The sequence below is a fragment of the Paraburkholderia sp. A1RI-2L genome, assembly GCF_048957375.1.
Classification (GTDB): Bacteria; Pseudomonadota; Gammaproteobacteria; order Burkholderiales; family Burkholderiaceae; genus Paraburkholderia.
Genome location: NZ_JARBTA010000002.1, coordinates 1,469,212 through 1,494,564 on the forward strand (window position 1 = coordinate 1,469,212; position 25,353 = coordinate 1,494,564).

21 protein-coding genes and 1 pseudogene are annotated in these 25,353 nt (G+C 64.0%); 4 read left to right on the plus strand and 18 right to left on the minus strand.

Features of this window, described 5'->3' with window-relative positions; all coding sequences use genetic code 11:
* Window positions 1-27 precede the first annotated feature (27 nt).
* From PWP93_RS21575 to PWP93_RS21620, 10 genes are all read right to left on the minus strand, one after another.
* Complete coding sequence (locus PWP93_RS21575) at window positions 28-1,266, minus strand: ROK family transcriptional regulator (RefSeq protein ID WP_421045878.1); 1,239 nt, start codon at window positions 1,264-1,266, stop codon at window positions 28-30.
* Window positions 1,267-1,605: 339 nt separating this feature from the next.
* Complete coding sequence (locus PWP93_RS21580; protein WP_421045879.1) at window positions 1,606-4,719, minus strand: efflux RND transporter permease subunit; 3,114 nt, start codon at window positions 4,717-4,719, stop codon at window positions 1,606-1,608.
* Window positions 4,720-4,797: 78 nt separating this feature from the next.
* Window positions 4,798-5,862 (minus strand): metal transporter, encoded by a 1,065-nt coding sequence (locus tag PWP93_RS21585; protein ID WP_421045880.1) that lies wholly within the window; start codon window positions 5,860-5,862, stop codon window positions 4,798-4,800.
* The gene (locus tag PWP93_RS21590) at window positions 5,859-7,265 is read right to left on the minus strand and encodes a TolC family protein (protein WP_421045881.1); all 1,407 of its coding nucleotides are present in this window, start codon (window positions 7,263-7,265) and stop codon (window positions 5,859-5,861) included. Before PWP93_RS21590 ends, PWP93_RS21585 begins: the two co-directional genes overlap by 4 nt.
* A gap of 104 nt (window positions 7,266-7,369) precedes the next feature.
* Complete coding sequence (locus tag PWP93_RS21595) at window positions 7,370-8,650, minus strand: sensor histidine kinase (protein ID WP_421046152.1); 1,281 nt, start codon at window positions 8,648-8,650, stop codon at window positions 7,370-7,372.
* Window positions 8,640-9,329 (minus strand): response regulator transcription factor, encoded by a 690-nt coding sequence (locus PWP93_RS21600; protein ID WP_421045882.1) that lies wholly within the window; start codon window positions 9,327-9,329, stop codon window positions 8,640-8,642. The genes PWP93_RS21595 and PWP93_RS21600 overlap by 11 nt, the downstream gene beginning before the upstream one ends.
* 295 nt (window positions 9,330-9,624) lie before the next feature.
* The gene (locus tag PWP93_RS21605; RefSeq protein ID WP_421045883.1) at window positions 9,625-9,945 is read right to left on the minus strand and encodes a DUF4148 domain-containing protein; all 321 of its coding nucleotides are present in this window, start codon (window positions 9,943-9,945) and stop codon (window positions 9,625-9,627) included.
* A 248-nt stretch (window positions 9,946-10,193) separates the two neighbouring features.
* Window positions 10,194-11,519: an ATP-binding protein gene (locus tag PWP93_RS21610; protein ID WP_421045884.1), complete on the minus strand. Its 1,326-nt coding sequence runs from the start codon at window positions 11,517-11,519 to the stop codon at window positions 10,194-10,196.
* Complete coding sequence (locus PWP93_RS21615; protein WP_421026908.1) at window positions 11,516-12,178, minus strand: response regulator; 663 nt, start codon at window positions 12,176-12,178, stop codon at window positions 11,516-11,518. The genes PWP93_RS21610 and PWP93_RS21615 overlap by 4 nt, the downstream gene beginning before the upstream one ends.
* A 24-nt stretch (window positions 12,179-12,202) precedes the next feature.
* The gene (locus tag PWP93_RS21620; protein WP_421026909.1) at window positions 12,203-12,499 is read right to left on the minus strand and encodes a DUF4148 domain-containing protein; all 297 of its coding nucleotides are present in this window, start codon (window positions 12,497-12,499) and stop codon (window positions 12,203-12,205) included.
* A 363-nt stretch (window positions 12,500-12,862) separates the two neighbouring features.
* On the opposite strand from PWP93_RS21620, the gene PWP93_RS21625 reads away from it, so the two are divergent.
* Window positions 12,863-13,303: a hypothetical protein gene (locus tag PWP93_RS21625; RefSeq protein ID WP_421045885.1), complete on the plus strand. Its 441-nt coding sequence runs from the start codon at window positions 12,863-12,865 to the stop codon at window positions 13,301-13,303.
* A gap of 75 nt (window positions 13,304-13,378) precedes the next feature.
* Here PWP93_RS21625 and PWP93_RS21630 read toward each other — a convergent pair whose 3' ends face one another.
* From PWP93_RS21630 to PWP93_RS21645, 4 genes are all read right to left on the minus strand, one after another.
* The gene (locus PWP93_RS21630; RefSeq protein ID WP_421026911.1) at window positions 13,379-14,146 is read right to left on the minus strand and encodes an ABC transporter ATP-binding protein; all 768 of its coding nucleotides are present in this window, start codon (window positions 14,144-14,146) and stop codon (window positions 13,379-13,381) included.
* A 31-nt stretch (window positions 14,147-14,177) separates the two neighbouring features.
* Window positions 14,178-14,891: an ABC transporter permease gene (locus PWP93_RS21635; protein ID WP_213303636.1), complete on the minus strand. Its 714-nt coding sequence runs from the start codon at window positions 14,889-14,891 to the stop codon at window positions 14,178-14,180.
* Window positions 14,888-15,577, minus strand: coding sequence for an ABC transporter permease (locus PWP93_RS21640; protein ID WP_035534494.1), 690 nt, complete (start codon window positions 15,575-15,577; stop codon window positions 14,888-14,890). Before PWP93_RS21640 ends, PWP93_RS21635 begins: the two co-directional genes overlap by 4 nt.
* A 95-nt stretch (window positions 15,578-15,672) precedes the next feature.
* A complete protein-coding gene (locus PWP93_RS21645; RefSeq protein ID WP_421045886.1) occupies window positions 15,673-16,431 on the minus strand; it encodes an ABC transporter substrate-binding protein in 759 nt (252 codons plus the stop codon).
* Between the two features lie 247 nt (window positions 16,432-16,678).
* On the opposite strand from PWP93_RS21645, the gene hutH reads away from it, so the two are divergent.
* The 3 genes and pseudogenes from hutH to PWP93_RS21660 form a co-directional block, all read left to right on the plus strand.
* On the plus strand, window positions 16,679-18,214 hold the full coding sequence (hutH, locus tag PWP93_RS21650; protein WP_421045887.1) for a histidine ammonia-lyase: 1,536 nt from the start codon (window positions 16,679-16,681) through the stop codon (window positions 18,212-18,214).
* A 43-nt stretch (window positions 18,215-18,257) separates the two neighbouring features.
* The gene (hutU, locus tag PWP93_RS21655) at window positions 18,258-19,946 is read left to right on the plus strand and encodes a urocanate hydratase (RefSeq protein WP_421045888.1); all 1,689 of its coding nucleotides are present in this window, start codon (window positions 18,258-18,260) and stop codon (window positions 19,944-19,946) included.
* Between the two features lie 130 nt (window positions 19,947-20,076).
* Window positions 20,077-20,207 (plus strand): annotated as a pseudogene (locus PWP93_RS21660) (sulfate ABC transporter substrate-binding protein); the annotation flags it as partial.
* Between the two features lie 56 nt (window positions 20,208-20,263).
* Here PWP93_RS21660 and PWP93_RS21665 read toward each other — a convergent pair.
* From PWP93_RS21665 to ampC, 4 genes are all read right to left on the minus strand, one after another.
* Window positions 20,264-22,231 (minus strand): PhoX family protein, encoded by a 1,968-nt coding sequence (locus tag PWP93_RS21665; protein WP_421045889.1) that lies wholly within the window; start codon window positions 22,229-22,231, stop codon window positions 20,264-20,266.
* Window positions 22,232-22,447: 216 nt separating this feature from the next.
* On the minus strand, window positions 22,448-23,560 hold the full coding sequence (alr, locus tag PWP93_RS21670) for an alanine racemase (protein ID WP_421045890.1): 1,113 nt from the start codon (window positions 23,558-23,560) through the stop codon (window positions 22,448-22,450).
* Between the two features lie 153 nt (window positions 23,561-23,713).
* Window positions 23,714-24,043, minus strand: a complete 330-nt coding sequence (locus PWP93_RS21675) for a DUF2322 family protein (RefSeq protein ID WP_421045891.1) — start codon at window positions 24,041-24,043, stop codon at window positions 23,714-23,716.
* A gap of 73 nt (window positions 24,044-24,116) precedes the next feature.
* Window positions 24,117-25,280, minus strand: coding sequence for a class C beta-lactamase (gene ampC, locus PWP93_RS21680; RefSeq protein ID WP_421045892.1), 1,164 nt, complete (start codon window positions 25,278-25,280; stop codon window positions 24,117-24,119).
* Window positions 25,281-25,353: the final 73 nt, after the last annotated feature.

Consider the following 25,353-nt stretch of genomic DNA (forward strand, 5'->3'; position numbering starts at 1 on the left):
TACGGTATCCTGAGCGTCATGAAAAGATTAATACATTGAATCGAGCGATTCCGTCGGCTCCGGAAGCATCTCGGCACGCGGAAGAAAGTTGAACAACATCGGCAACGTGGCTGCGCCGAGCGCGCCCGCATGCGCGCCAAATGTGCCGTGCAGGAGTCTCGGTGCCCCGCGCGCCTGGGGCGCGTCGGCGGACAGCGCGACGCGCAAGCGCCGTATCAGCTTGTCGATGAGACCGGCGTCGACATCGGCGTCGACCACGATTGCCGGCACGTCGAGCACGCACACCATCGCGCGCAGGGCAGGGGCGAGTGCATCGACGCAATCGTCGAGCCATTCGTCGACCGTCGGCTGGCAGCGCACAATGCAATCTTCAAGGCCCGCGCGATGCTCGACCGCTTCACCGCTGGCACGCAGGTGTCGCGACAGCGCGTCGAGCGAGGCGCGCGAAAGCAGGACGTCCCATCGGCCCATGGGCCGCGATGCCGACGCTAGCCGGTCAGGCGAGATGGGCATCGCACGGGAATCGCCCGCGTGAGCGCTTGCGCCGCGCAGGCAATCACCGTCGACGGCGATGCCGCCTCCGACCGCAGGCCCGAGAAACAGATAGAGGAAATCGTCACGATGGCGTCCGCAGCCGTAAAACAATTCGGCGATCGCGGCGGCCGTTCCATCGTATTCGCTACAGACGGGCAGCGACAGCGCCCGCTCGAGTTCACCCGCAAAGCGGGTTTCATCCCATACGAGAAACGTTTCCGACGGCAGGCACGACTCGCGTTGCCGGCTTCCGGCGTTATGCGGCTGCGCGACACCCACGCCGGCGAGCCGTGCGCGTTCTTCCGCGGTAAGCACTTGCAGCAGGTGGTGAATGTCGTCCTGGACGACCTCGAGGACATCGGCTGGATGCGGCAGCGCTGCGTCGTGAACCCGACGACCCAGCAACTGGCCGGCGAAATCCACCAGCACCGTCTCAATGCGGGTGCGATCGAGGCGTGCACCGATGCCGAAGGCGCCGCGGGACGCGAGGCGTACGCGCAACGCCAGCTGGTCGCGCCGACCGTCGACATGCCGGTCGGGGAACTCGATCAGTCCAGCCCTGGCAAGCGGCGCGATATAGCTATCCACGGCCGTCGTGGTGAGGTTTGTGAGCCGCGCAAGATCCGCTTTCGAGGCTTGTCCGGTACGACGCAATGCGTGAAGCAGCCGGCGCTCGTTGCACCGGCGCACCTTTGCCGAGTGGCTGCCTGGGCCAGTATGCGGACCTTTCACGAATCTCCTCCAGCGGGTGAGCCGTCTGTGCAGCGATTAATTAATTCAAGTTGATTTATTTAAACGCGCGATCGCGCGTCTGTCAGCCCAGGGAAATCCCGGTCTGGAATCACAGGGTTGACGATGCTCAGGCGTTGCAGCGGTGCCGGCGGCTGTCGCTGCAATCAAAAACGAGCAATTGGGACGGGGGCTTTTCGCGCCGAGGTTGGACGGCGTTCGAATGGCTTGGCGATCTGCGGGAGAAGAGCGCGCCTTCTCTTGCGTCAGCGGATGACGGTGATCACGGGGTCATTTACGGCACCGTGCGGGGGGCAGATACGTGCCATCGATGTTGCCGGGTCACGCGCTCGCCGGCCCGGCTTCGGAGCTTTCCTCGCGCGCGAAGCGCCCGTAACGTAATGCCAGCGCCGGCAGCACGATGAGGTTCAACGCAGTCGACGTGATCAGGCCGCCCAGAATGACGATCGCCATCGGCCCTTCGATTTCGTTGCCCGGCGCACCGCTCGTCACGGCGAGCGGCAGCAGCGCGAGCGCGGTCACCAGCGCGGTCATGAGGATCGGCACCAACCGCTCTGTTGCGCCGCGCACGGCGGTGTCCATGTTCCAGGCCAGGCGGTCGACATGCACCAGGTGTTCGTAGTGGCTGATCAGCATGATCGAATTGCGCAGCGATATGCCAAGCAGTGTGACGAAGCCCACCATGCTGCCGAGCGACAGACTCGCGCCGCTCAGCACCACGCTCAGGACACCGCCCACGAGCGCGAAAGGAAGGTTGGCGAGAACCAGCATCACGGCGCGCCGGTTCTTCATGGCCAGGAACAGCAGCAGTGCGATGCCCACCAGCGCAATTGCGGCATACGCGAGCAGGTCGCGCTGCGATTGCGCGCGCGCTTCGCTCTCGCCGCTGAAAACGGCATAGGTGCCCGGCGGCATCCTGATCTCGCGGTTCACGCGCGCCTGCGCTTGCTTCACGAAGTCGGTGACCTGCCGGTTGCCGAGATTGACCGATACCGCCTGTACACGCTCGCCACCGTCATGGGTGATCTGATATCGGCCGGCGACCTGGCGGATCGTCGCGAGCGAGGCGAGCGGCACCGCAAAGCCGTCGGCATTGCGCACCATGAGCTTGCCGATGTCACCGACGGTCCGGCGCTGCGCCGGGTCCAGCACGACCGCAACGTCATAGGTGCGGTTGCCCTCGTGGATCTGCGATGCAGTCACGCCGGCGTATGCGGCCTGGATCGCATCGAGCACCTCGACAGGACGCAAGCCCGAGCGGCTCAGGGCGTCGGGGTTCAGTCTCACGTCCAGTTCGGGAATGCCGGGCGGCGAGTCCACGCGCACGCTGGCGACGCCGTGGATCGTGCCGATCAACTGTGCGATCTGCTGCGCCGTACGGTCGATGACATCGAGATTGTTGCCGAACACATTCACGACCACGGGCGACGTCGTGCCCGAAATGGTTTCATCGATGCGTTCCTCGAGGAACGTGTTGATCGAGGTGGAGAGCCCCGGAAAGCGCGCCAGCGCCTGGCGAATCCGGTAGAGCGCCCAGCTTTGGCCCGATGCACTCATCGGCTCGAGGTCCACCTCGAACTCGGACAGTTGCACGCCGGTCGGGTCGACCACGCCGGTCGCGCGGCCCGCGCGCTGCGCCACGAGGCGCACGCCCGGCACCTGCATCAGCGCCTTCGAGACCTGCGTGCCGATGCGCATCGATTCGGCAAGCGACGTGCCGGGCGCTAGCCCCATGTGAACGGTGTAGTGCCCTTCGCGCAGTTGCGGAATAAAACTCCCGCTCATGAAGGGCAGCGATGCGAGCGCGGCCGCGCACATCACCGCGACGACCGCCATGATCCCTTTCACGTGGCGCTCGACCTTCATCAGCAGTGCGACGTAACGTGTCTTGAGGCGGCCGATCAGGCGCGGCTCCCGCTCGGGCAAGGGACCCGTCGCCAGCAGCGCGAGCGCCATCGCCGGGGTGAGCGTCAGGGCGACGCCGAGCGATGCGAGCACGGCCAGAATGTAGGCGATGCCGAGCGGCGCAAAGAGCCGCCCGCCTATACCCGTGAGCGTGAACACGGGCAGGAAGATCAGCATCACGATGAAGGTGGCGAAGACCACGGCGCTGCGGACTTCGAGCGAAGCGCGCAGCACGACGCGAAACGCCGGAAGCGGCTCGCGCAGCGTGCGGTTCTCGCGCAGGCGCCGGTAGATGTTTTCCACGTCGATGATGGCGTCGTCCACCACTTCGCCCAGCGCGATCGCGAGCCCGCCCAACGTCATCGTGTTCAGGCTGACGCCGAACGCAGTGAGCACGATGATCGCGATCAGCAGCGCCAGCGGAATCGCGACCGAGGAGATCACCGCGGTGCGCACATTGAGCAGGAACAGGAACAGCACGGCGATGACCAGCATGGCGCCGACGATGAGCGCCGTGCGCAGGTGGCCCACCGCGGCCTCAATGAAGTTGGCAGGCCGAAACACATTGGTGTTCACGTTCACGCCTTGCCGCGCGAGCGCGGGCTCGAGTCCCGCGAGCGTCTTTTCGATGTCGCGAGTCACGGCCATCGTGTTGGTGCCGTACTGGCTTTCCATCACCACCATGACGCCGGGCTTGCCCATGATCGATGCAGCGCCAACGGCAGGCGCGTTTCCCCAGGTCACGTTGGCGACGTCGCCGAGGCGAACCGCCGCGCCGTTGCTGGACCGCAGCACGACGCTGGCGAGCTTTTGCGGTGTGGCGATCTGGCCATCGGCATTGATGGCGATGCGCTGGTTGCTGTTTTCGATGAACCCCGCACCGCGCACGCCGGTGGCCTGGCGCGCCGCGGCAATCACGTCCTGCGTCGACAGGCCATGCTGCATCAGCCTCGCGGGGTCGACCTGGATCTGCATCTGGCGCGTCTTCCCGCCGAACACTATGACGTCGGCCACACCTCGTGTGCCGAGCAATTGCGGCTTGACGGTCCACTGGGCGATGTCGTAGAGATCCGCCAGCGAGCGTGTCTTCGACGTGAGGCCGATGGTGCGCACGACGCTCGTCGTGGTGGTGAGCGGCAGGAGTTGGGGCGCCGCGACACCCGCCGGCAGCGCGCCCGCGAGCGCGCCGATGCGCTCGGTGACGAGCTGGCGGACCTGCATCACATTCGCATGGTCTTCGAAGACGAGCGTGACCGAGGAAAGCCCCTGCATGGACCGCGAGCGAATCGATTGGAGGCCGGTCATGCCGCCGAGCGCATTTTCAACCGGCTGTGTGACGAGGGTCTCGACCTGCTCGCTGGTCATGCCGGGCGCGGCCGTCTGCACGATGCTCATCGGCGGCGCGAATTCGGGAAAGACGTCGAGCTTTGCGCGCGTCAGCGTAAAGAGCCCGTAGCCGGCAGCCATGACGGCCAGCGAGAAAACGACGCCACGAAAGCGCAGCGAAAAGCGGATGATCGCGTCAAGCATGGGGCGTGGCGTTATGGGGTTCGGTACGAGGCATGCACGCGTGAGTCGTGAGTCTTGAGTCGTGGCGCAATCGCGGGGTCAGTCGTCGCACTCGGGCGGATCCTTGCACGCGGTGGCGATGCCCTGAGGCTTCAGTTCTTCGGAGAGCAGCAGTTGCGCACCCTGAGTCACGATCTGGTCGCCGGCGCGAAAGCCCGACGTCACCATGAAGCCGTGCTCGCCCTCGTTGCTGGCGTTCACGTAGCGCCGCGTAAAGCGCTCGGGCGCGGTGCGCACATATGCCCATGTTTGCCCGCCGTACCACACCACCGCCTGCTCCGGAATCAGCAGCCCGGAGACGGCCTCGCTCGAGGTCGGCACGCGCGCGCTTGTGCGCAGATTGGCTGGCAGCGCGGCATCGGCGATATAAAGCCAGGGGCTCCCCTGCACGGCGGGATCGGCGAGCGGCGAAGCGGAAAGCTTTTGGGCCGGCACCGCGCGGCCGTCACCCGTATCGACGGCGATACGCTCGGGCGGCGTCGCGCCAAAGCGCGCGGGTAAGGTGACGCGCAGCACGACCGCCTGCCCCGACTGGAGCCGATGAAACAGCATCGAGGCCGGTGCGGCTGCGGCGTTCGCAAGCACGTTGCCGAACTGCTGCCGCATCGTGCCGCCAAGGCCGCCCAGCGTCGCCTGGGCCGATTGCAGTTTCGCTGCATCGGCCTGCATTGCCGATTGCGCATCCTGCAGGCTCTTCTGCGAAATATTGCGGTCGTCGGCGAACAGGGCGCGGCTGCGATCGTACTGGGCACGCGAGCTGGCCGCCTGCGCGGTGAACGTGTCCACGTCCGCGCGCGCGCTGGCGAGGCGGTTGCGCAGATCGAAGAGCGGTTGGAGATCGAGGACGCTCGCGTCGACGCCGATGGTGGACTGGCTCGTGACAGTGCTCAGTGGCGCGACTTCGATGTGACTGGCGCGTTGCGCCTCGGGGCTCACGAGCACGACCGTTTCGCCGTTGACCGTTTGCACGGCGGGCGGAGCCGTTTGTGCGGCGTCGGCCGTCGACGTGCCGGAGTCGTCGAACGACTGGTTGATGATGTACCAGCCTGCGCCGCCAGCGAGGGCCAGCGAAATGACATACAGCAGGAACAGTCGGAGTTTCATCGCGGTGTCTCTTCGCTGAGGGGATGGCTCACGGCTTCATGGCCGATGGGAGCGAGCGGCTGCTGCATCGCGTCTTCGAGTGCGCCAGCGGCCTGCTGGACCGCGATTTCGGCATCTAGCCGGGCGGTCTCGCTCGCCTGATAGTCGGCTTTCGCTTGTGTGAAGGTCAGCCGGTCCGCATTGCCGCTGGCGAAAGCCGCTGCCTGGCTGTCGAGTTGTCGGCGCGCAGTCGCCAGATGCGCGTCGGACCGGTGCAGCGCTTCGATGCCTGAACGGTAGCGCGCCAGCGCGTGCGCGAGAGCGCCGAGGATGAGGTCCTGCAACGCCCCCGTACGGATTGCCGCTTCCTTGCGCCTGGCCTCGGCTTCTTTGATGCCCCCCTGGTTCTGGTCGAAGATCGGCAACGTGATGCCGGCCAGCCCGAAGCCGATCTTGTTCGTGCCCGTGTCGTAGGTGTAGCCGGAGCCGAGGTGGATATCCGGATACTGTTTCGCGACCTCGAGCTGAAGCGCCGATTCGGCCGCGGCGTAGTCGGCCAGCGAGGCGCGCAGATCGGCGCGGTGGAAGATCGCCGCGCGCTGCGCATCGGCGGCCGGCGGTGCGGGCGGCACCGTTTCGAAGGCCGACAGGTCGAGCGTGACGCCGTCGAGTGCGCTGGCCGGCACGCCGATGGCAGCCGCCAGTTGCGCGAGCGCGTCCTGTTCGGCGCTGCGCGCGGCGGCCAGGTCGCTCAGCGCCTGGGTGTCGGCGAGCACTGCTGAGTCGACGTCCGGCCGTGAGTACTGGCCGGCGGCGAGGCGGTGGCGGCTCATCTGCGCGATTTGTCGCTCGGCATCGGCCTTGGCGGACAGGAAGGCCGTGCGCCTGCGCGCCGCATAGAGGGCGAGCATGGCGTCCCGGACCTGTGCGCGAACCTTCCACGCTGCGTCGACGATGTTCAGCCGCGCGGCTTCCGACAGGTGGGTCGCCTGATCGACGCGATAGCCGCGCTTGTGCGCGGTCTCGATCGGAATGTCGAGCGAAGGTCCCCAGGTGAAGGGCGCGCCTGGCCCCGGGTTAGGCGTGTTGTACTGAAACGGCAGTTGCAGGACCGGATTGGGAATCGAGCCGGCGACATCGATGCCGGCTTTGGCCGTGCTCCATTGCGCACGGGCGAGGTCGAGGGCGGGGCTGTAGTAGAACGCCGCCAGGGTGAGCATCTCGCGGTTCCAGACCGCGGGTGGCCACGGAGCGGCATCGTGGCCAGTTTCGCGCACAACGTATGCATGCAGATCCTCGCTCACCAGCGAGCGTTGTTCAAACTGTTGGGCCAGTTGCTCCGGGGCGATCGGCTGGGGATGGTAGGTCGTACAACCGGCCATCGCGGCGGAAGCCATGAAGGCAATCAATAACGCGCGGCGCATGCGGGCATTCCATCGGACACGGTGCTGCCCACCCGGGCAGCTTTCGCGGCGGATGCTACGCCACCCGTTGTGAAGTTTTCGTCAAGAAGGGCTGATGGGCCGGCTCAGGTCCGGTTTGCTACCGGCAGGTACAACGACACGCAAGTCCCCTTGCCGGGCTCGCTGCCGATCTCGATGGACCATCCGTAGCGTTCGGAGATCTTCTTGACGATCGCGAGGCCGATGCCGACGCCAGGTGTCGGGGTTCGAGGTGATCCTGCCTGGTAGAAGCGGTCAAAGACATGGGGAAGCGCCTCCGCGGGAATGCCCGGCCCGGTGTCTTCGATATGCAGCCGGTCGTTTGCGTAGCGAAACCGGAGATGTCCGCACCCCGTATGCCGGACGGCATTGTCGATGAGATTGGACAGCACGATGGCCAGCGCTGAGCGGTTTGCCATTACACAAAGGTCACGGTCCACGTCAATCGCCGTATCGAGTCCGTTGTGCGCGAGCGGGCCAGCGAAAGGCGTCAGCGCGGTTTCGATCATGTTCGCGATCGCCACTGGTTCGACGTCGCGGGCAGAATCTTCTCTCGCGAGCATCAGCAGTGCGTTCACGAGTTCGCGCATGTTGTCGGCTGCGCGCTCGATTTGATAAAGCCGCGCGCGGGACTTGCCGCTAATCGCTGCATCGTGTTCGAGCAGTTCGCAACTGGTCTTGATCGTCGTGAGCGGCGTGCGCAGTTCGTGGCTGACATTGCCCGTGAACTCCTTCTCGCGTTCGATCATGTCGGCCATCCGGCGATGGTAGTCGTTAAAGGCTTCCACGAGTCCGACGAGTTCGGTCTCGTCGTATTTGCCGGGCTGGATCGGCGCGGCTTCGCCGAGGCGGAGGCTTTTTACCTGCCGTGCGAGACCCGCCACCTGCCGCACCAGCAGGCCCGACAGTCCGAACGACAGCCAGATTGTCAGGAGCGCGAACACCCCTGTACCCGCCATCAGGGCATTGATGGCCTCCTTGAAATGTTTTTCGTAGAGGCTGAAGTCGTAAACCCGATACAGGCGCGCAGTACCCAGCGGCACGATCGTGACGTGGATCTCCTGTGCGTCGATGATGATTTCGTGCGTGCCGGCCGGCAGGTCCCTGACTGTTGCAGGCAGGGAAATCGCGCGGTGGTCCGCATGCGAGACATAGCCGTTCATTCGGACATCGAATGGTGGCAACAAGGAGGGGTTGGCTTCGTAGCTCTTGAGCACGCTCGCCATGTCGTCACGAATCAGCGCGGTGATCAGTCTCTCTTCCTGTGCTTCGGCCAGTGTTCTCACGCCGAGCGCCTGGGCGAGCAGCAGCGCGATGGTCAGCACCGAAAAGAAAAGGGCAACCTTGAAGCGCAGGCTATTTCGCATCATGACCGGTCGCCACCAGCCGATAGCCGACGCCATGGAGCGTTTCGATAATGTCCGTTTCGTCAGGGCCGCAGAGTGCCCGGCGCAGCGTATAAACGTGGGTGCGCAGCGTATCGCTATCGGGCAGTGCCTCGCCCCAGACTTCGGATTCGAGTTCCGCACGGGTGAACGTGCGGTGGGGCGACTGCATCAGGATACGCAGCAGCTGAAGACATTTGGGGGGAAGCTTGACCGGGCGTCCGGCGCGCTCGACGGCCATCGAAGACAGACTCAGCCGCACGTCCGCGAACCGCAGATCCATGGTGGCCACTTGTCCGCGATAGCGTTTGATCAGGGCGCCAAGACGCGCACCCACTTCCTTCAGGGAAAACGGCTTGACGAGGTAATCATCGGCGCCGTGCACGAAGCCCTCGAGCTTGTCGTCCAGCGCGTCTCTTGCGGTCAGCATCAGCACCGGTGTATCGCGGCCCGCATCTTCGCGCAGCCTGCGACAGAGCGTGAGTCCGTCGAGGCCCGGCAGCGACAGGTCAAGCAGGATGGCGTCCCACGAGTTGGCGAGCGCCATCTGCAGCCCCGCGTTGCCATTGGACGCTACATCGACCTCATAGCCGGTCCCCTCCAGATAGTCGTACAGGTTCGTGGCGATTGCGGAATCGTCTTCGATAATGAGCACTTTCATGGACGTCCGTTGTCACGCTCGGGCTGGACAGGAAAGCTGATGCTACCGCAGAAAATACCGAGGCTGGATTTTTCCATAACTATGGAATGCCTCAATGACCTTAATGCCGGATTAGTTGCGCAAGCATCCGTTATCCGCGCCGCGTTCAGTCTTCGCAAATCCTGAAGCCACCGGCCACAGGAGGGCGCCGTACAGGCCAGCGTTCCATTCAACGGCGGCCGCGTCTGACCCGTACGGGGCGAGTCAGACGTTCCGGTTTCGTGTACCGCGCGGGCGGCACGCGTTGGCACGGCCGTTAGTGGTGTTCGAACAGCTTCGCTCTGTCGTGGTGGGCACTCTGGGATTCGCCGGCTTGCGAGCTGCCTGCGGTGCTGCTGCCCATGCCCGATGTAGACAGTGTGCCTGCCGATTCTTGAGTGGCGCCTCTGACCCCGGCTGCTTGAATATCCGCTGGGTAGTTATTGTCGCGCCGTGCCGGGTTGTATCCGGCCTTTTCGACCTGTACCAGCTGGGCGTGTACCTGCGCACGAGTCAATGAAGTAGTCGTTTGAGCAAACGAAGCCAAAGGGGTGAGCAGAATGCCGATAATGGCGATTCTAGAGATTGTCGCGTTCATATAAGCCTCCCGACCTTCTGGTCGTACCAAGAGAATATGAATTCCATCTTAGGACAGGATACTTATGCCAGCGTTAACGGCCATTGCGGGGCTGAGCATTGATAAACGGTACTCGACTGCACTCGCGCATCATTTTCGCAGCCCGTTTCCACATTCTTAGTTCTGCAAAAATGAGCATATGTGAAACTGAAATTTATTCCTGTTGTGATGCTTGCATTGCTGCTGGCAGCCGGCGCCCATGCCGTGGATCAGTCGTGAGGAAAACGTAAGGTTACCGCCAAGCCGCGATTGTCTTCGCCGTTGCCAAGCGAGATGCGGGCGTGATGCTGTTCGGCGATGCGCCTGACGATCGACAGCCCCAGCCCGCTGCCCGACGCGTTGTGTGCCTCGCCGCGGTAAAAGCGCTCCCATACGCGCGTGCGGTCTTCTTCGGGAATACCTGGGCCGGTATCGCGGACTTCGAGTACGGCGCAGCCGTTTTCGCGGCCGACAATGACGTCAACGCGCGCATGGGCTCCGGCGTAACGGATGGCATTGTCGACGAGGTTGTTGAGCAGGATGCGAAGGCCATCGGCATTGCCCCTTGTGGTGACGACGTCCGCAGCAACCAGGCCTAAATCGATCTCGCTGGCTTCTGCGTGCCGTATTCTGTCGCCGACCACGGCCCGTGCGAGCGCGCTCAGATCCACCTCGACGAAGACCGGGGCCGGCGACTCGGGGCCCAGTTTCGCGAGTGTCAGCAACTGCTCGGCGAGATGAGCGAGGCGTGCGGTGCCGGTGCGGATCTGCCCCGTGATCGCTTCGCGTTCACGCGGGCCCGGCGCCTTTTGCAGCAGCTCAGCCTGCAGGCCGAGCCCCATGATCGGCGTGCGCAGCTCGTGCGCTGCGTCGGCGATGAACTGACGCTGGGCGGTGAACGCATGATCCAGTCGCGACAGCAGATCGTTGATCGCATCGACTAGCGGCTTGACTTCCGCAGGCATGGCCGTCGTGTCGATCTCCTGCATGTTGTCCACGCCGCGCCGTTTCAGCTTGGCCGCAACCTGCCGCAGCGGCCTCAAACCGTAGCCGATGCCGAACCAGACAAATAAGGCAAGCACTGGCACCAGCGATAGCACGGGCCAGAAAAGGGCCGCGGCAATCTCCGCCACCGCTTCCCAGTGCGCGCGTTGCGCCTGGGCGATACGGATGAGCAGTTCGCCGTCGCGCTCGACATACGTATGCCATAGCTGTCCGTTGACTTCGATGTCCGAGAAACCGACGGCCTGCGGCGGCGGCAATGACGAGTCGCGGTCGGTGCTGAACACGGGCAACGTGCCGCGCCAGACCTGAAGCAGCACGGCGTGTGACTGTTCGCCCGAGAGGCGGTCTTCGTTTGCGCCCTGCATGCCCCGGAGCGCCAGATGACCATCGGGTTCGACCACGACGTGCTGTGTGATGCCCTTGAGCTGGTCGTTGAGCACCTCGTTCAGTTCCGAGAGCGCGCCCCAGTAGGTCGCGGCGCTGGCAAGCAGCCCGGTGAGCAACGTGGCGGGCAGTAACCAGATCAGCAGACGGCGGCGCAGCGATTTCAAACAATCTCTCCGATCTGGTAGCCCACGCCACGAACATTGCGAATCGCCTTTGTGCCCAGCTTGCGCCGCAAGTTGTGGATATGCACCTGGATGGTGTTGCTCTCGACTTCCTCATTCCAGCCGTAGATACGCTCTTCGAGCTGTTCCCGGGAAACGATCGTGTCCGGCTTGTGCATCAGTTCGTGAAGCAGCGCGAACTCGCGCGTGGTGAGCGGTATTTCTTCGTCATGCAGCCAGACCCGATGCTGGACCGGATCGAGCCGTAGCGGACCCGCCTGCAGCATCGTGCGCGCGTGACCGGCCTGCCGGCGATGCACGACGCGCATGCGCGCGAGCAACTCATCGAGGGCAAATGGCTTGACGATATAGTCGTCGGCGCCGCCGTCGAGTCCCGCCACCCGATCCGGAACGGCATCGCGGGCCGTGACGATGATGACGGAAGTGTCGTCGTCTCGCTCGCGCAGCCGGGCGAGCAAAGTCAGCCCATCCTGCTTTGGCAGGCCGAGGTCGAGCAGGACGAGCCCATACGACGTCGTGCGCAAAGCGAGGGCGGCGGCGTTGCCATCCCGGGCCCAGTCCACGGCGAACCCCTCGCCCTGCAGCCCTTGTTGCAACCCGCTGCCGATCAGTTCATCGTCTTCTACCAGAAGTATTCGCATACGCGCGTTCCGTTGCGCCTGTCGTTAGTGGTGGTCGTACTCGCTATTCCACGCGTGATGCGAGATGGTATGACCCGACTCCGACGTGCCGGTTGCCGTGCCGCCGTAACCCATATTCGATTGCGCTGCCACGCGGGATTCGGCTGCCTGAATGTCGGCAGGATACTGCGTTCTGCTCGGCTTGTAGCCGGCATGTTCGAGCTGGATGAGTTGTCCTTCGACCTGCGCGCGGGTCATTGGATCGTTCGATGCCTGTGCAAACGATATTGCCGGCATGGCCACGGCAAGCGAAAGGGCGAGCGCCTTGATGAGGGTGTTCATGACGGTACCTCCGTAATTAGCCTATCGGGATCTGCTGGCGTTTTGTGTTCCAGCGCTTTCAGTTTGAAACGCCAGACTTAAGACACGGTTAACACGATGCTTGTCGTGAAAGCATGTTCGTGAATGCCGATGGGCTTTGCAGTCAACGTGCCCCGTCATGAAACGGGCGATGGGTACGCACGAGTGCGGGATGCGGAAGAGGGTCAGTTCGATCGCGCGTGCGGTCTTAAGTTAAACCTAAGACTGCGGGTACTACATTGGAGTCAAGTACCCGTTGAGGCTATGCACCGTTCGCATAGCAAGGGGCTTATGTCCCATCAGCGGGCGGTCACATGAATGATTGCTATCGCACGGAGGGGAGTCATGAAGAGAAACGCATTACAGGTGGCGGTGGCCGCAGGTTTTCTCGCGGTCTCGACGGTCGCTTTGCCCGCTGAGCCGTCCACCGTGACGGTACATCTTTCCGATGGGGGCAGCAAAGGGATGTCATTGACTCTGTCGCCATCGACAATCCCGGCCGGCCCAGTCGAGTTTGCGATCACGAACGAGTCCCCCACGTTAAAGCACGAATTCATGGTCTTGCCATGGTCCGGCGCTGGCACCGCGCTGCCTTATGATCAGAAAACCCAGCAGGTAAAGGAAGAGCGCCTGGGCAATCTGCAAGGCGTGGAGGATCTCAATCCCCGGGAGACTGTCACGGCACGGTTCGTACTCAAGCCCGGCCGTTATATCGCCTTCTGTAACGAGCCCGGGCACTACCGGGATGCCATGCGGGCCACGCTGGTCGTGAACGCGGCGAAGTGATGTTGGCCAGGACCGTGACCTGACGACGCTCGCGTGCGTCCGGGGGGCAGCGAAGGCTGCCCTCGATATCGACGCTTATTTCAACCGCCCCGCAAGGAACTGCTGCAACCGTTCGCTGCGCGGCGCATTGAGCACCTCCTTCGGGTCGCCTTGCTCTTCGATCTTGCCCTTGTGCAGGAACACCACGTGATTCGATACGTTGCGCGCGAACCCCATTTCGTGCGTGACGACGATCATCGTGCGGCCTTCCTCGGCGAGCGCCTGCATCACGCGCAGCACCTCGCCCACGAGCTCGGGGTCGAGCGCGGAGGTGGGCTCGTCGAACAGCATCACCTCGGGCTCCATCGCCAGCGCGCGGGCGATCGCCACGCGCTGCTGCTGGCCGCCCGAGAGATGCGACGGATACTTGTGCTCGACGCCATTCGCAAGGCCCACCTTGGCCAGATACTTGCGCGCGCGTTCCTCGGCTTCGGCGCGGCTCAGGCCCAGCACGCTCACGGGCGCCTCGATGATGTTCTCGAGCACGGTCATATGCGCCCACAGGTTGAAATGCTGGAACACCATCGAAAGGCGCGTGCGCATTGCCCGCAACTGCTTCGGATCGCTCACGCGCAGCGACCCGCTGCGGTCGGCGCTCGTGCGAATTTCCTCGCCGTTGACCGTAATGCGGCCGGAGCACGGCGATTCGAGGAAGTTAATGCAACGCAGGAAGGTGCTCTTGCCCGAGCCGCTCGAGCCGATCAGGCTGATCACGTCACCGGGTTTGGCCTTGAGCGATACGCCTTTCAAAACTTCGTTTTCGCCGAACTTCTTGTGCAGGTCGTCGACAATCAGCTTGTACATGTTCAATTCTCCATCAACGCGCGGAACGCGTTCAATGCCCTTGCGGTTTCAGATAGGCCAGCATCCGGGTTTCCATGCGGCGGAAGGCCCAGATCAGGGCGAAGACGATCGTTGCGTAAAGCACGGCGGCAATTCCGTATGCCTCGAAAGTCATGTAGGTGGCGGAGTTCGCGTCGCGCGCCACTTTCAGGATGTCGGGCACGGTTGCGGTGAACGCGAGCGTCGTGGCGTGCAGCATCAGGATCACTTCATTGCTGTATGCGGGCAGCGCACGGCGCAATGCCGAGGGCAGGATGATGCGCGTGTAGAGCTTGAACTTCGACATGCCGTAGGCGAGGCCCGCTTCGATCTCGCCAGCCGGGGTCTCGCGGATCGAGCCGGCAAAGATTTCGGTGGCGTAGGCGCATTCGTTGAGCGTGAAGGCAAGCAGCGTGCAATTCATCGCGCTCCGGAAGAATTCGCCGAGGAGGGCATGCGTATGCACGTAGTTCAGGCTATAGATGCCGGTGTAGCAAAGCAGCAGCTGGACATAGAGCGGTGTGCCGCGAAACACGTAGGTGTACAGCCACACCGGCCGCGAAATCCACGGATTGCGCGAAGCGCGTGCAATCGCGAGCGGCACGGCCAATCCGAAGCCCAACACAATCGAGATGACCAGCAGCCAGAGCGTGATCACGAGGCCGCTGTAGTTGAAGCCGTCGCTATACAGATAGTTCGGCCAGTATTGCTGAAGCAGTTCGATCACAGCGCGGCCCTCCGCACACCGGTCGAGTAACGCTTTTCGAGGCGGTGCAATGCCAGGTTGGAAACAGTGGTGATGGCGAGATAGATCGCGCCGGTTGCCAGCGTGAAGAAAAAGAATTCCTGGGTGGCTTTGCCTGCGTCCTGCGAGGCTTTCACCACATCGGCGAGACCGATGATCGAGACCAGCGCAGTCGCCTTCACGAGCACCTGCCAGTTATTGCCGATGCCCGGCAACGCGAAACGCATCATCTGCGGAAACAGAATGCGCGTGAATACGCGCGTGGAGCTCATGCCGTATGCGAAGCCCGCTTCGATCTGGCCGCGCGGCACGGCAAGAAACGCGCCCCGGAACGTCTCGGTGAAGTACGCGCCGTAGATGAAGCCGAGCGTGATGACGCCGGCCACGAACGGGTCGATGTCGATCTGGTCCATGCCCATCGCGTCGGTCAGGTGGTTCAGCCAGATCTGGATGCTGTAGAACAACAGCAGCATGAGCACGAGATCGGGCACTGCGCGGATCAGCGTCGTATATGTCGTGCCGATGCGTGCGAGCACGCGGTTGGGCGAGAGCTTCGCGGCGGCGCCGATGAGGCCCAGCACGAATGCCGCGGCGAGCGACAGCAGCGAGAGCTTGATGGTTTCCCACGTGCCGGCGAGGAGGAGAGGGCCGAAGCCTTGGAAGAGCATGAGTGGACGTCCTTCAATGACGGGGCGCTTGACGCGTGCCGCGCGCTGCGCGGCAGCGGCACGGCCCCGTGTCGATGCAAATGAAGCGATTGGGCTTAGCCGCCGTACACGTCGAAGTCGAAGTACTTCGACTGGATCTTCTTGTAGGTGCCGTCCTTGATCATGTCGGCGATCGTCTTGTCGATCTTTGCCTTGAGGTCGGCGTCGTCCTTGCGCAGGCCGATGGCGGCGGCGCCCGTGGGGATCTCCGGCCCCGCGAATGCGAAGCCAGCGCCGCGCGGCGTCTTCAGGAAGCCGAGATCGGCCTGCACTTCATCCTGCAGCGCAGCATCCAGACGGCCCGACTTCAGGTCCAGATAAACCTGGTCCTGGTTCTGGTACGTAATGACATTCACGCCCTTGGTCGCCCAGTTCTGCCTGGCGTAGGTTTCCTGGGTCGAACCCTGCTCGACGCCCACCGTCTTGCCTTTGAGCGACTCGACGGTCGGCTGCAGCGTCGAACCCTGCTTCGCGACGAGGCGCGTGGGCGTGTTGTAGAGCTTCTCCGAGAACGCGATCTGCTGCTCGCGTTGCGGCGTGACCGTGAGCGCGGAAAGCGCACCGTCGAACTTCTTGGCCTTCAGGCCCGGGATCATGCCGTCGAAATCCTGCTCGACCCACACGCACTTCGCGTTCAAGCGCTTGCAGATCTCGTTGCCGAGGTCGATGTCGAAGCCGACGAGCTTGCCATCGGGTGCCTTCGATTCGAACGGCGCGTAGCTGGCGTCGGTGCCGAAGCGGATGGTGGACCAATCTTTCGCGTAAGCGCCGCCAGCCGCTAGAGCGAGCGCGATACACAGGGCAAGTTTCTTCATGACGTCTCCGGACGGAAATTTCTGCAGAGCAATGCAGTGAGTTGTCTATACAAATTACCGATTGCAGTGGGGGGCCGGCAATCGGTGTTATTACCTGGCCCAAGTGCTTATGCTGTAAACGAAAGGCCCAGTAATTCTGGCGTCAGGAAGCAGTTGATGAGGGTATACACGCACCGCTTTTAACTTGTATAGACAAGTCGTTTTGTGTAATCTGGCGTCATCTTGTCCATACAACTTGTTGACTGCGATGATTACACTGACCCCTGGCCATCTGACCCTCCCGCAACTGCGCCAGATCGCGCGCGCAGCGAACAGCAGTAGCGTCCAGCTCCAGCTCGACCCCGCAAGCTTCGCGGCGATCGACGCGAGCGCGCGCACCGTTGCCGAGATCACGGCCAAGGGTGAACCCGCCTACGGCATCAACACGGGCTTCGGCCGCCTCGCCAGCACGCATATTCCGACCGATCAGCTCGAACTGCTGCAGCGCAATCTGGTGCTCTCGCACGCGGTGGGCGTGGGCGAGCCGATGTCGCTGCCGGTCGTGCGCCTCATGATTGCGCTGAAACTGTCGAGCCTGGGGCGCGGTCACTCGGGCATCCGCCGCGAAGTGATGGAAATGCTCATCACGCTGTTCAACGCCGACGTGCTGCCGCTCATTCCGGTGAAGGGCTCGGTGGGCGCGTCGGGCGACCTCGCGCCGCTCTCGCATATGTCGGCGGTGCTGCTGGGCGTGGGCGAAGTGTTCATCCGCGGCAAGCGCGCCAGCGCCGAAGCGGGTCTGGCCGCCGCCGGCCTCAAGCCGATCGCGCTGCAAGCGAAGGAAGGCCTCGCGCTGCTGAACGGCACGCAAGCCTCCACGGCGCTGGCGATCTACAACCTGTTCGCCATCGAAGACCTGTACCGCACCGCGCTGGTCTCGGGCGCGCTGTGCGTGGACGCGGCCGCCGGCTCGGTCAAGCCGTTCGACGCGCGCATTCACGAACTGCGTGGCCATCGCGGCCAGATCGAAGCGGCCTCGGCCTATCGCACGCTGCTCGACGGCTCGGCGATCAATCTTTCGCACCGCGATTGCAGCAAGGTCCAGGACCCGTACTCGCTGCGCTGCCAGCCGCAAGTCATGGGCGCGTGCCTCGACCAGATGCGCCACGCCGCGCAAGTGCTGCTGATCGAAGCCAATGCGGTCTCGGACAACCCGCTGATCTTCCCGGACACCAAGGAAGTCATCTCGGGCGGCAACTTCCACGCGGAGCCGGTGGCGTTCGCAGCCGACAATCTCGCGCTGGCCGCCGCCGAAATCGGCGCGCTCGCCGAGCGCCGCATCGCGCTGCTGATCGACGCGACGCTCTCGGGCCTGCCGCCGTTCCTCGTGAAGGACGGCGGCGTGAACTCGGGGTTCATGATCGCGCACGTGACGGCGGCGGCATTGGCTTCGGAGAACAAGACGCTCGCGCATCCGGCCTCGGTGGATTCGCTGCCGACTTCGGCGAACCAGGAGGACCACGTGTCGATGGCGACCTTCGCCGCGCGCAAGCTCGCCGACATCGCCGGCAACACGGCCAACATTCTCGCGATCGAGCTGCTGGCCGCGGCCCAGGGCGTGGACCTGCGCGCGCCGCACGCGACCAGCCCGGCGCTGCAGAAGGTGATGGCTGCGGTGCGCAAGGAAGTGCCGCATTACGACCTGGACCGCTACTTCGCACCCGATATCGCGGCCATGGCGGAACTCGTGCAGAACGGCGCCATCGCCGCGCACAGCCCGTTCGCGTTCGAGTCCGAGCAATAAGCCGAAATGACTGAATAACGTAGACAAATATTTCGAGATCCTTATGAACCATCCGAACTTCACCGATCCCCGCCTCGACCCGAGCCGCACGATCCGCGCACCGCGCGGCAGCGAGAAGGTGTGCAAGACCTGGCTGGCCGAAGCCGCGTACCGCATGATCCAGAATAATCTGGACGCGGAAGTGGCCGAGCACCCGCACGCGCTGGTGGTGTACGGCGGCATTGGCCGCGCCGCGCGCAACTGGGAATGCTATGACCAGATCCTGGCGTCGCTGAAGGACCTGAACGAAGACGAAACGCTGCTGATCCAGTCGGGCAAGCCGGTGGGCGTGTTCCGCACGCATGCCGACGCGCCGCGCGTGCTGCTCGCGAACTCGAACCTCGTGCCGCACTGGGCCACGTGGGAGCACTTCCACGAACTCGACCGCAAGGGCCTCATGATGTACGGCCAGATGACGGCGGGCAGCTGGATCTACATCGGCTCGCAGGGCATCGTGCAGGGCACCTACGAGACGTTCTTCTCGGTGGCGAACCAGCACTTCAAGGGCGACCCGTCGGGCCGCTGGATCCTCACGGGCGGCCTGGGCGGCATGGGCGGCGCGCAGCCGCTGGCCGCGACGATGGCGGGCTTCTCGATGATCGCGGTCGAATGCGACGAGACGCGCATCGACTTCCGCCTGAAGACGCGCTACGTGGACCGCAAGGCCAGGACGCTCGACGAGGCGCTGGCCATCGTCGAGGAAGCGAAGAAGACGGGCAAGCCGGTGTCGGTGGGCCTGCTGGGCAACGCCGCCGACGTGTTCGCCGAGTGCGTGGCGCGCGGCATCACGCCGGACTGCGTGACGGACCAGACGAGCGCGCACGACCCGATCAACGGCTACCTGCCGCAGGGCTGGAGCGTCGAGCGGTGGCGCGAGGCGCAGAAGGTGGCGCCGGAAAGCATCGTAAAGGCGGCCAAGCAGTCGATGGCGCACCAGGTGAAGGCGATGCTGACGCTGCAGGAGCGCGGCGCGGCGACGCTCGATTACGGCAACAACATCCGCCAGATGGCGCTGGAAATGGGCGTGGAGAACGCGTTCGACTTCCCGGGCTTCGTGCCGGCGTACATCCGCCCGCTGTTCTGCGAGGGCAAGGGCCCGTTCCGCTGGGTGGCGCTTTCGGGCGATCCTGAGGACATCTACAAGACGGACGCGAAGGTCAAGGAGCTGATTCCGGACGATCCGCACCTGCACAACTGGCTGGACATGGCGCGCGAGCGCATCGCGTTCCAGGGTCTGCCGGCGCGGATCTGCTGGGTGGGCGTGAAGGACCGCTATCGTCTGGGCCAGGCGTTCAACGAGATGGTGAAGAACGGCGAGCTGAAGGCGCCGATCGTGATTGGCCGCGACCACCTGGACACGGGTTCGGTGGCAAGCCCGAACCGCGAGACGGAATCGATGAAGGACGGCTCGGATGCGGTGAGCGACTGGCCGCTGCTGAACGCGTTGCTGAATACGGCGGGTGGCGCGTCGTGGGTGTCGCTGCACCATGGCGGCGGGGTGGGCATGGGCTTCTCGCAGCACTCGGGCGTGGTGATCGTGGCGGACGGCACGCAGGCGGCGCACGAGCGTCTGGGCCGCGTGCTGCTGAACGATCCGGCGACGGGCGTGATGCGTCACGCGGATGCGGGCTACGAGCTTGCGCAGCAGACGGCGCGCGAAGCCGGGCTCAAGCTGCCGATGCTGGGCAAGTAAGGGGGTTGCACGCACCGCTGGCGGGGCGGTGCGTGCGGAATGGGAAAGCGCTGTGCGGTCTGATTGGCCGCACGGCGCTTTTTTCGTTGCATTGACGATCAACTCCCCGCCTTACCTCGAATCGCAAACGAAGCAAGCAAACGAGTTCAAGCCGATCAAGACCTTCACGGTCGACCAGGTATTCGGCGAGTGGCGAAAGCGCAGGCCGCGCATTTCGCCGACGGCGGGACCTTCGATCAGATTGTCGCTGACCGGAGGTAACGCGGGTTTCGGTCATGCAAAAAGGCGCTTCGCGTGATTGCGAAGCGCCTTTCCACTCATCGCTTCGTAAGCGCAATACCCGCAGGCTGAGCCGTCAAATACCCAACACTCGCGCCAAACCGGTCCTTGTAATTCGCGCGCACAAGCGGATCGAGCGCCGTCTTTACCTTGTCGTGCAAGGGCGATTCCCAGTCGCCCGCATGCTGGAAGTTGCTCATGATGTACGTCCAGCCATTGATCTCGTCGACTGCATGCAAACCCGTGGACTCAGCGCCAGCCGGGCAGGACAGCACGCGCGCCAGCGACTTGGTGTCCACGTTGAAAGCCCACAGAAAATTATTCACGTGCATTCCCGAGTCTTCGCCGATAAACAACGTGCGAAGTTTTTCGGAGAACTTGAGATTATCCGGATTTGCGATCTTGTCGGCGTTCGCGAGATTCCCGAGCGCGTCGGCGGCTGCCAGGTCCTCGCCAACCAGGGCATCCGGCGCGCTCATGTCGACCGGCACCCATTCGCTGTCGATAGCCGAACCCGCCGCGTCGCGCTGGCCGCCCCTCAGGTTCAGCGCATAGACCGCGCCCGCGGATATCTTCTTGTCGAGCGCGACGTCGCGCGAGACTGCGTTGCCCTTGACCATCGACGTTTCGATTCGTGACATCGCGCTGTAGACGATCTTGTCTTTCGCGTTGACAGTCGTGCCTTCGAGTTTCGTGAATGCCATGCTGGCGCCGAGCAGCGCGGCATAGCGATGCGTTTCGAGAAACGCAGCGGCCTTCTCCATGCCCGGCTTCATGCGGATCCAGTTGAACTTGCCGCCGAAATGAATCTTCGTGAAGGTCGCATCCGCGGGGTCGGCAATCGCGACGTCCATGATGTCCGATGCCTTCAGCGTGTTCGCCAGCGTTTCGATTTCGTCGCTCGTCGCGTGGCCGATGCGGATCCACGTCAGCGTCGCGGACCCCGCGCCGGCCGACGAGGTCTGCGTCCACTTCGCGACGTACAAAGTCCCCGCCGAAAGATCGGCGGCTTTGTCGGCCACGAACATGAACAGGCCGCCGTTGGTTGCGTCGTCACCCATCATCACCGTGCGCTGGTCCGGCATCACCTGAATCAGTTCGTGCGAGATGCGGCCGAGGCAGTAATGCTTCTTCACCGTGCCCGTGCCGTCCGCGTTGACGGTGATCTCGGGCAGGTGGCCGTAGTGATACGGGTTCGCTTTCGTTGCGTCGCCGAAGGTATTCTTGCTGAACGCCATGAATTGCGCGTCGGTGGCTGCCTTCGTCGCGTCCGGCTCGTATTCCTCGCTGGAGAGGTGCGTATTCCACGGCGAGAGGCTCGCGCCGCACGTGATCCAGAGGCCATGCGCCTTCGAGGTGTCGACGTTGTGGTACTTGACGAGCTTCAGCGCGCCCGTGGCCGGGTCCTGGTCTAACGTCAGCACCGCGATCGGAGAGGGCAACTGGCCGTATTGCGATGCGCTCGCCTGGTCGCGCGTCGTGTACTCGAATTGCACGACCGCGAACACGGCGTTGCCTTTCACGCCGGGCACGCTGGCGTTCTTCAGCGTGAGCAGCGAGCTGCCGTCCGGGCAGTCCGAATAGAACTGGCGCTCCTTGCCCGCCACTGAGCGATCGATGATCGGCTGATTGTCGATGTCGTAGTGGCCGCCTGCGAGGATCGTGCCGCCGTTGCCGTCCGGCACCTGGTCACCGGTCACGAAGAAAGGCTTGTACGCGAGTTTGAAATTGCTCGATGAGCCATCGGAGAAGGCCACCGAGAGGGTCGAGCCGACCGTCGTGGTGGCCATGGCGGCTGCATCGTCGAGCGTGGGCGCGGCCATTCCCGAAAACATCGCGGAGGCGAAGGCAGCGGCGGCGGCAGTCGGCGTTGCCGCCGGGCTGTCGTTGCCGCCGCCACACCCCGTCAGCAAGGCGGGCAGCGCGATGCCCGAAAGCGGAAGCATGGGGGCGCCGGCGAGAAACTTCAGGAGCTGGCGGCGAGAAGTGTTGGGCAACGCGGGCATGAGGGATTCAATTGGGGTTGTTTGAATCCCGTAAGACTAATGTTTGAATATGAAAGTTAAATGAAATGAAATTGTGGGCATTCGTTTGAATGCTCCAGGAAATGGGGAAATGGGGAAATGGGGAAATGGGGAAATGGGGAGCCGTTGCATGCCGTCGATTACGACGCGGGTCTTGTGGAGCTCTTGTGCTGATCGTGCTGTCTTCCGTTTGCGTCCTCAGGCCGTCACGCTCTCGGCAGCTTCGCGCTGTGCGGATGTGAGCGTGTCGACCTGCACCGGCACGCGCCGCGCGACGGCGCACATCAGTTCATAGCCGATCGTGCCCGATGCTTCGGCTACCTCATCGACTTTCACGTTCTCGCCCCACAGCTCCACCTGCGAGCCGATGCCCGCGTTCGGGCAAGGCGTGAGGTCGGCGGTCAGCATGTCCATCGACACGCGCCCGACCACGTGTGTGCGCACGCCATCGACGACGATGGGCGTGCCAGTAGGGGCGTGGCGCGGATAGCCGTCGGCATAGCCGCACGCGACCACGCCGATGCGCATGGGCCGCTCGGCCTCGTAAGCACAGCCATAGCCGACCGTTTCGCGCGGCGCCAACATTTGCACGCCGATGATCTTGCTCGCGAGCGTCATGGCCGCGCCCAGCCCGACGCCCTCGACATGCCGCGCCACGCCCGTGGGCGACGCGCCGTAGAGGATCGTGCCGGGCCGCACCCAGTCGCGATGCGCGCGCGGATGCCAGAGCACCGCCGCCGAGTTCGACAGCGAGCGCTCGCCGGGAATGCCTTCGGTGGCGGCATCGAAGCGGTCGAGCTGCCAGTCGATGGCGCTGTCGTCGGCGTTCGCGAAGTGCGTCATGAGCGCGATCTTGCCGATGGTGGACGTGGCGCGCGCGCGCTCCCAGGCCGCGCGGAAAACGTCGGGCCGGTAGCCGAGGCGGTTCATGCCCGAGTTCATCTTCAACTGGATGTCAATCGGCTGCGGCGTGCGCGCTGCCGCGAGCAGCGCGAGCTGCTCGTCGCAATGCACGGCTACGGTCAGGCGATGCGCGACGGCGGTGGCGACATCGGCGCTATCGAAAATGCCTTCGAGCAGCAGGATGGGCTTGGTCCAGCCGAGCTCGCGCACGCGCACGGCCTCGTCGAGGTCGAGCAGCGCGATGCCGTCCGCGCCAGCCAGCGCCGGATAGATGCGCTCGATGCCATGACCATAGGCGTTGGCCTTGACGACGGCCCAGACGCGCGCGCCGGAGGCGCTTTGCTGCGCGGTCTGCAGATTGTGACGAACGGCTTGGGGATGGATGCGAACGGAAATCGGGCGCGGCATGAGCGATCCTGATGGCGAGGGTGAGTGGCGTTAGCTAGTGGTTTCCGCAATCGTATTGATTTTTACCCAGTTATTTTTAATGTATTTTTCTGGGAATTTGGGTTTATCCACTGCTGGCGCGCCACTCGCGCCACTCGCACCAGGCCGTCGGGATCAGGCGGCGATCACGTCGATGCGCAGCGGCTCGCCGCCCGCCACGATTTGGAGCAGGCGGTCGACGTTCGGGTGCGCGCCGGGACGGTTGCGCGCGTCGGCCGTGTGCTCGGCGAACACGGCGAGGCCATGCTCGGCCGCCTTGGCGTCGAGCGCGCCGAAGGCCTGCTGCAGATAGTGGTAGACCGCGAGCGAGCCTTGCTTGCCCGGCTTGTTCTCGATGCTGGCCACCACCGCGCCCTGGCCGTTCACGAGATCGATGCGCTCGATGCCCTCGATGGCGGGCAGTTGCGCGAGATTGTCCTTGAATGTGGTGCCGGGTTGGATCACTGGAAACACTCCGTTTGAGTTCGATGGATTGCGTGGGGTCCGTATCTTAGCCGATGCGTTAGCCGATCGATGTTCAGCGCTTCGCATTCGCAATCGCTCCGAGGATCGCGTAGGCCGCCTTCACGCGCGCCTCGTTCGGATACGACTTGTTGGCGAGGATCACGACACCGATTTGCTGCGCCGGTATGAACGCCACGTAGGTCGAAAAGCCGTTGGTCGAGCCGGTTTTATTCAGGAGCGCCTGGGATTGCGGCGGCATCGGCGGCGTGAGCGCGTGCGCAGGCAAGCCCTTGTAGAGCGCATCGGGGCTGTTGCCGCGCTGGAGCGTCGGCAGGGGGACCGGCCACGGATACTGCTCCCACACCACGTCCTGCGTGAACACGCCCGCCGTGTAATAGCCCGTATGCGTACAGGCGATCGCGCGTTGCCACGGCGCGTCGAGCGGCGCGAGACCCATGTTGGCGTCGAGATAGCGCACGAGGTCGCCCGTGGTCGAGCGCAGGCCATAGGCTTCGTCGGCGAATACGCCGGGATTCAGTCGCACAGGCGCGTCGTGCTTGTCGTAGCCCTGCGCATAGCGCGGCATGCTGGAGGCGGGCACGTCGAGCCACGTGTGCGTCATGCCGAAGGCGGGCAAGAGATCGTTCTGCACGGCGTCGCGAAACGGCCTGCCCAGGCCTTGAGAGGCCGCGCGCCCCAGCAGGCCGATGCCGAGATTCGAATACACGCGCTGCGAGCCGATCGGACCTGGCGGTTGCCAGTCGCGCAGCCAGGCCGTCATTTGCGCGTCGTTCGTGATGTTGTCCGGCACGAACAGTGGCAGGCCCGAGGTATGCGTGCCGAGGTTGAGCACGCTCACGCGGTCGAACGGGCTGCCGCGCAATGCGCTGACGTACTGGCTCGCGGGCGCGTCGAACGAGAGCTTGCCGCTCGTTTGCGCATGGCAGGCCAGCGTGGCGGTGAACGTCTTGGTGAGCGAGCCGAGTTCGAACAGCGTCTCGCTGTCGAGCGCCGGCGCGCCCTTGGCCTTCGATGCGACGCCGTAGTTGTAGAACGCATGCTTGCCGCCCATGGTAATGCCCACAGCCACGCCCGGAATGCCGTATTGCGCCCGCAGCGGGGCGATGGCGCCATCCACGGCGGCTTTCACATCGGGTTGGGCGGCGCTGGCGGTGGCTGCCGCGCACGCGAGCGTCATCAGAAAGAGTTTTAGCTTGGTTTTCATGCGATGGGCCATGACCAGGTTTTCGAAAGGGCTTCGTGAAGCGCGCGAGCACGCGAAACAGCACGAAACCAGAGGTATGTTCGCG

Excerpts from the sequence above, each read along its gene's own strand:
- PWP93_RS21665 (WP_421045889.1), bottom strand. The coding sequence starts at position 22,231 with ATGCCCGCGTTGCCCAACACTTCTCGCCGCCAGCTCCTGAAGTTTCTC.
- PWP93_RS21625 (WP_421045885.1), top strand. The coding sequence starts at position 12,863 with ATGAAGAGAAACGCATTACAGGTGGCGGTGGCCGCAGGTTTTCTCGCG.
- PWP93_RS21630 (WP_421026911.1), bottom strand. The coding sequence starts at position 14,146 with ATGTACAAGCTGATTGTCGACGACCTGCACAAGAAGTTCGGCGAAAAC.
- PWP93_RS21590 (WP_421045881.1), bottom strand. The coding sequence starts at position 7,265 with ATGCGCCGCGCGTTATTGATTGCCTTCATGGCTTCCGCCGCGATGGCC.
- PWP93_RS21595 (WP_421046152.1), bottom strand. The coding sequence starts at position 8,650 with ATGCGAAATAGCCTGCGCTTCAAGGTTGCCCTTTTCTTTTCGGTGCTG.
- hutU (WP_421045888.1), top strand. The coding sequence starts at position 18,258 with ATGAACCATCCGAACTTCACCGATCCCCGCCTCGACCCGAGCCGCACG.
- alr (WP_421045890.1), bottom strand. The coding sequence starts at position 23,560 with ATGCCGCGCCCGATTTCCGTTCGCATCCATCCCCAAGCCGTTCGTCAC.
- PWP93_RS21600 (WP_421045882.1), bottom strand. The coding sequence starts at position 9,329 with ATGAAAGTGCTCATTATCGAAGACGATTCCGCAATCGCCACGAACCTG.
- PWP93_RS21620 (WP_421026909.1), bottom strand. The coding sequence starts at position 12,499 with ATGAACACCCTCATCAAGGCGCTCGCCCTTTCGCTTGCCGTGGCCATG.
- PWP93_RS21645 (WP_421045886.1), bottom strand. The coding sequence starts at position 16,431 with ATGAAGAAACTTGCCCTGTGTATCGCGCTCGCTCTAGCGGCTGGCGGC.
- ampC (WP_421045892.1), bottom strand. The coding sequence starts at position 25,280 with ATGGCCCATCGCATGAAAACCAAGCTAAAACTCTTTCTGATGACGCTC.
- hutH (WP_421045887.1), top strand. The coding sequence starts at position 16,679 with ATGATTACACTGACCCCTGGCCATCTGACCCTCCCGCAACTGCGCCAG.
- PWP93_RS21615 (WP_421026908.1), bottom strand. The coding sequence starts at position 12,178 with ATGCGAATACTTCTGGTAGAAGACGATGAACTGATCGGCAGCGGGTTG.
- PWP93_RS21585 (WP_421045880.1), bottom strand. The coding sequence starts at position 5,862 with ATGAAACTCCGACTGTTCCTGCTGTATGTCATTTCGCTGGCCCTCGCT.
- PWP93_RS21580 (WP_421045879.1), bottom strand. The coding sequence starts at position 4,719 with ATGCTTGACGCGATCATCCGCTTTTCGCTGCGCTTTCGTGGCGTCGTT.
- PWP93_RS21640 (WP_035534494.1), bottom strand. The coding sequence starts at position 15,577 with ATGCTCTTCCAAGGCTTCGGCCCTCTCCTCCTCGCCGGCACGTGGGAA.
- PWP93_RS21605 (WP_421045883.1), bottom strand. The coding sequence starts at position 9,945 with ATGAACGCGACAATCTCTAGAATCGCCATTATCGGCATTCTGCTCACC.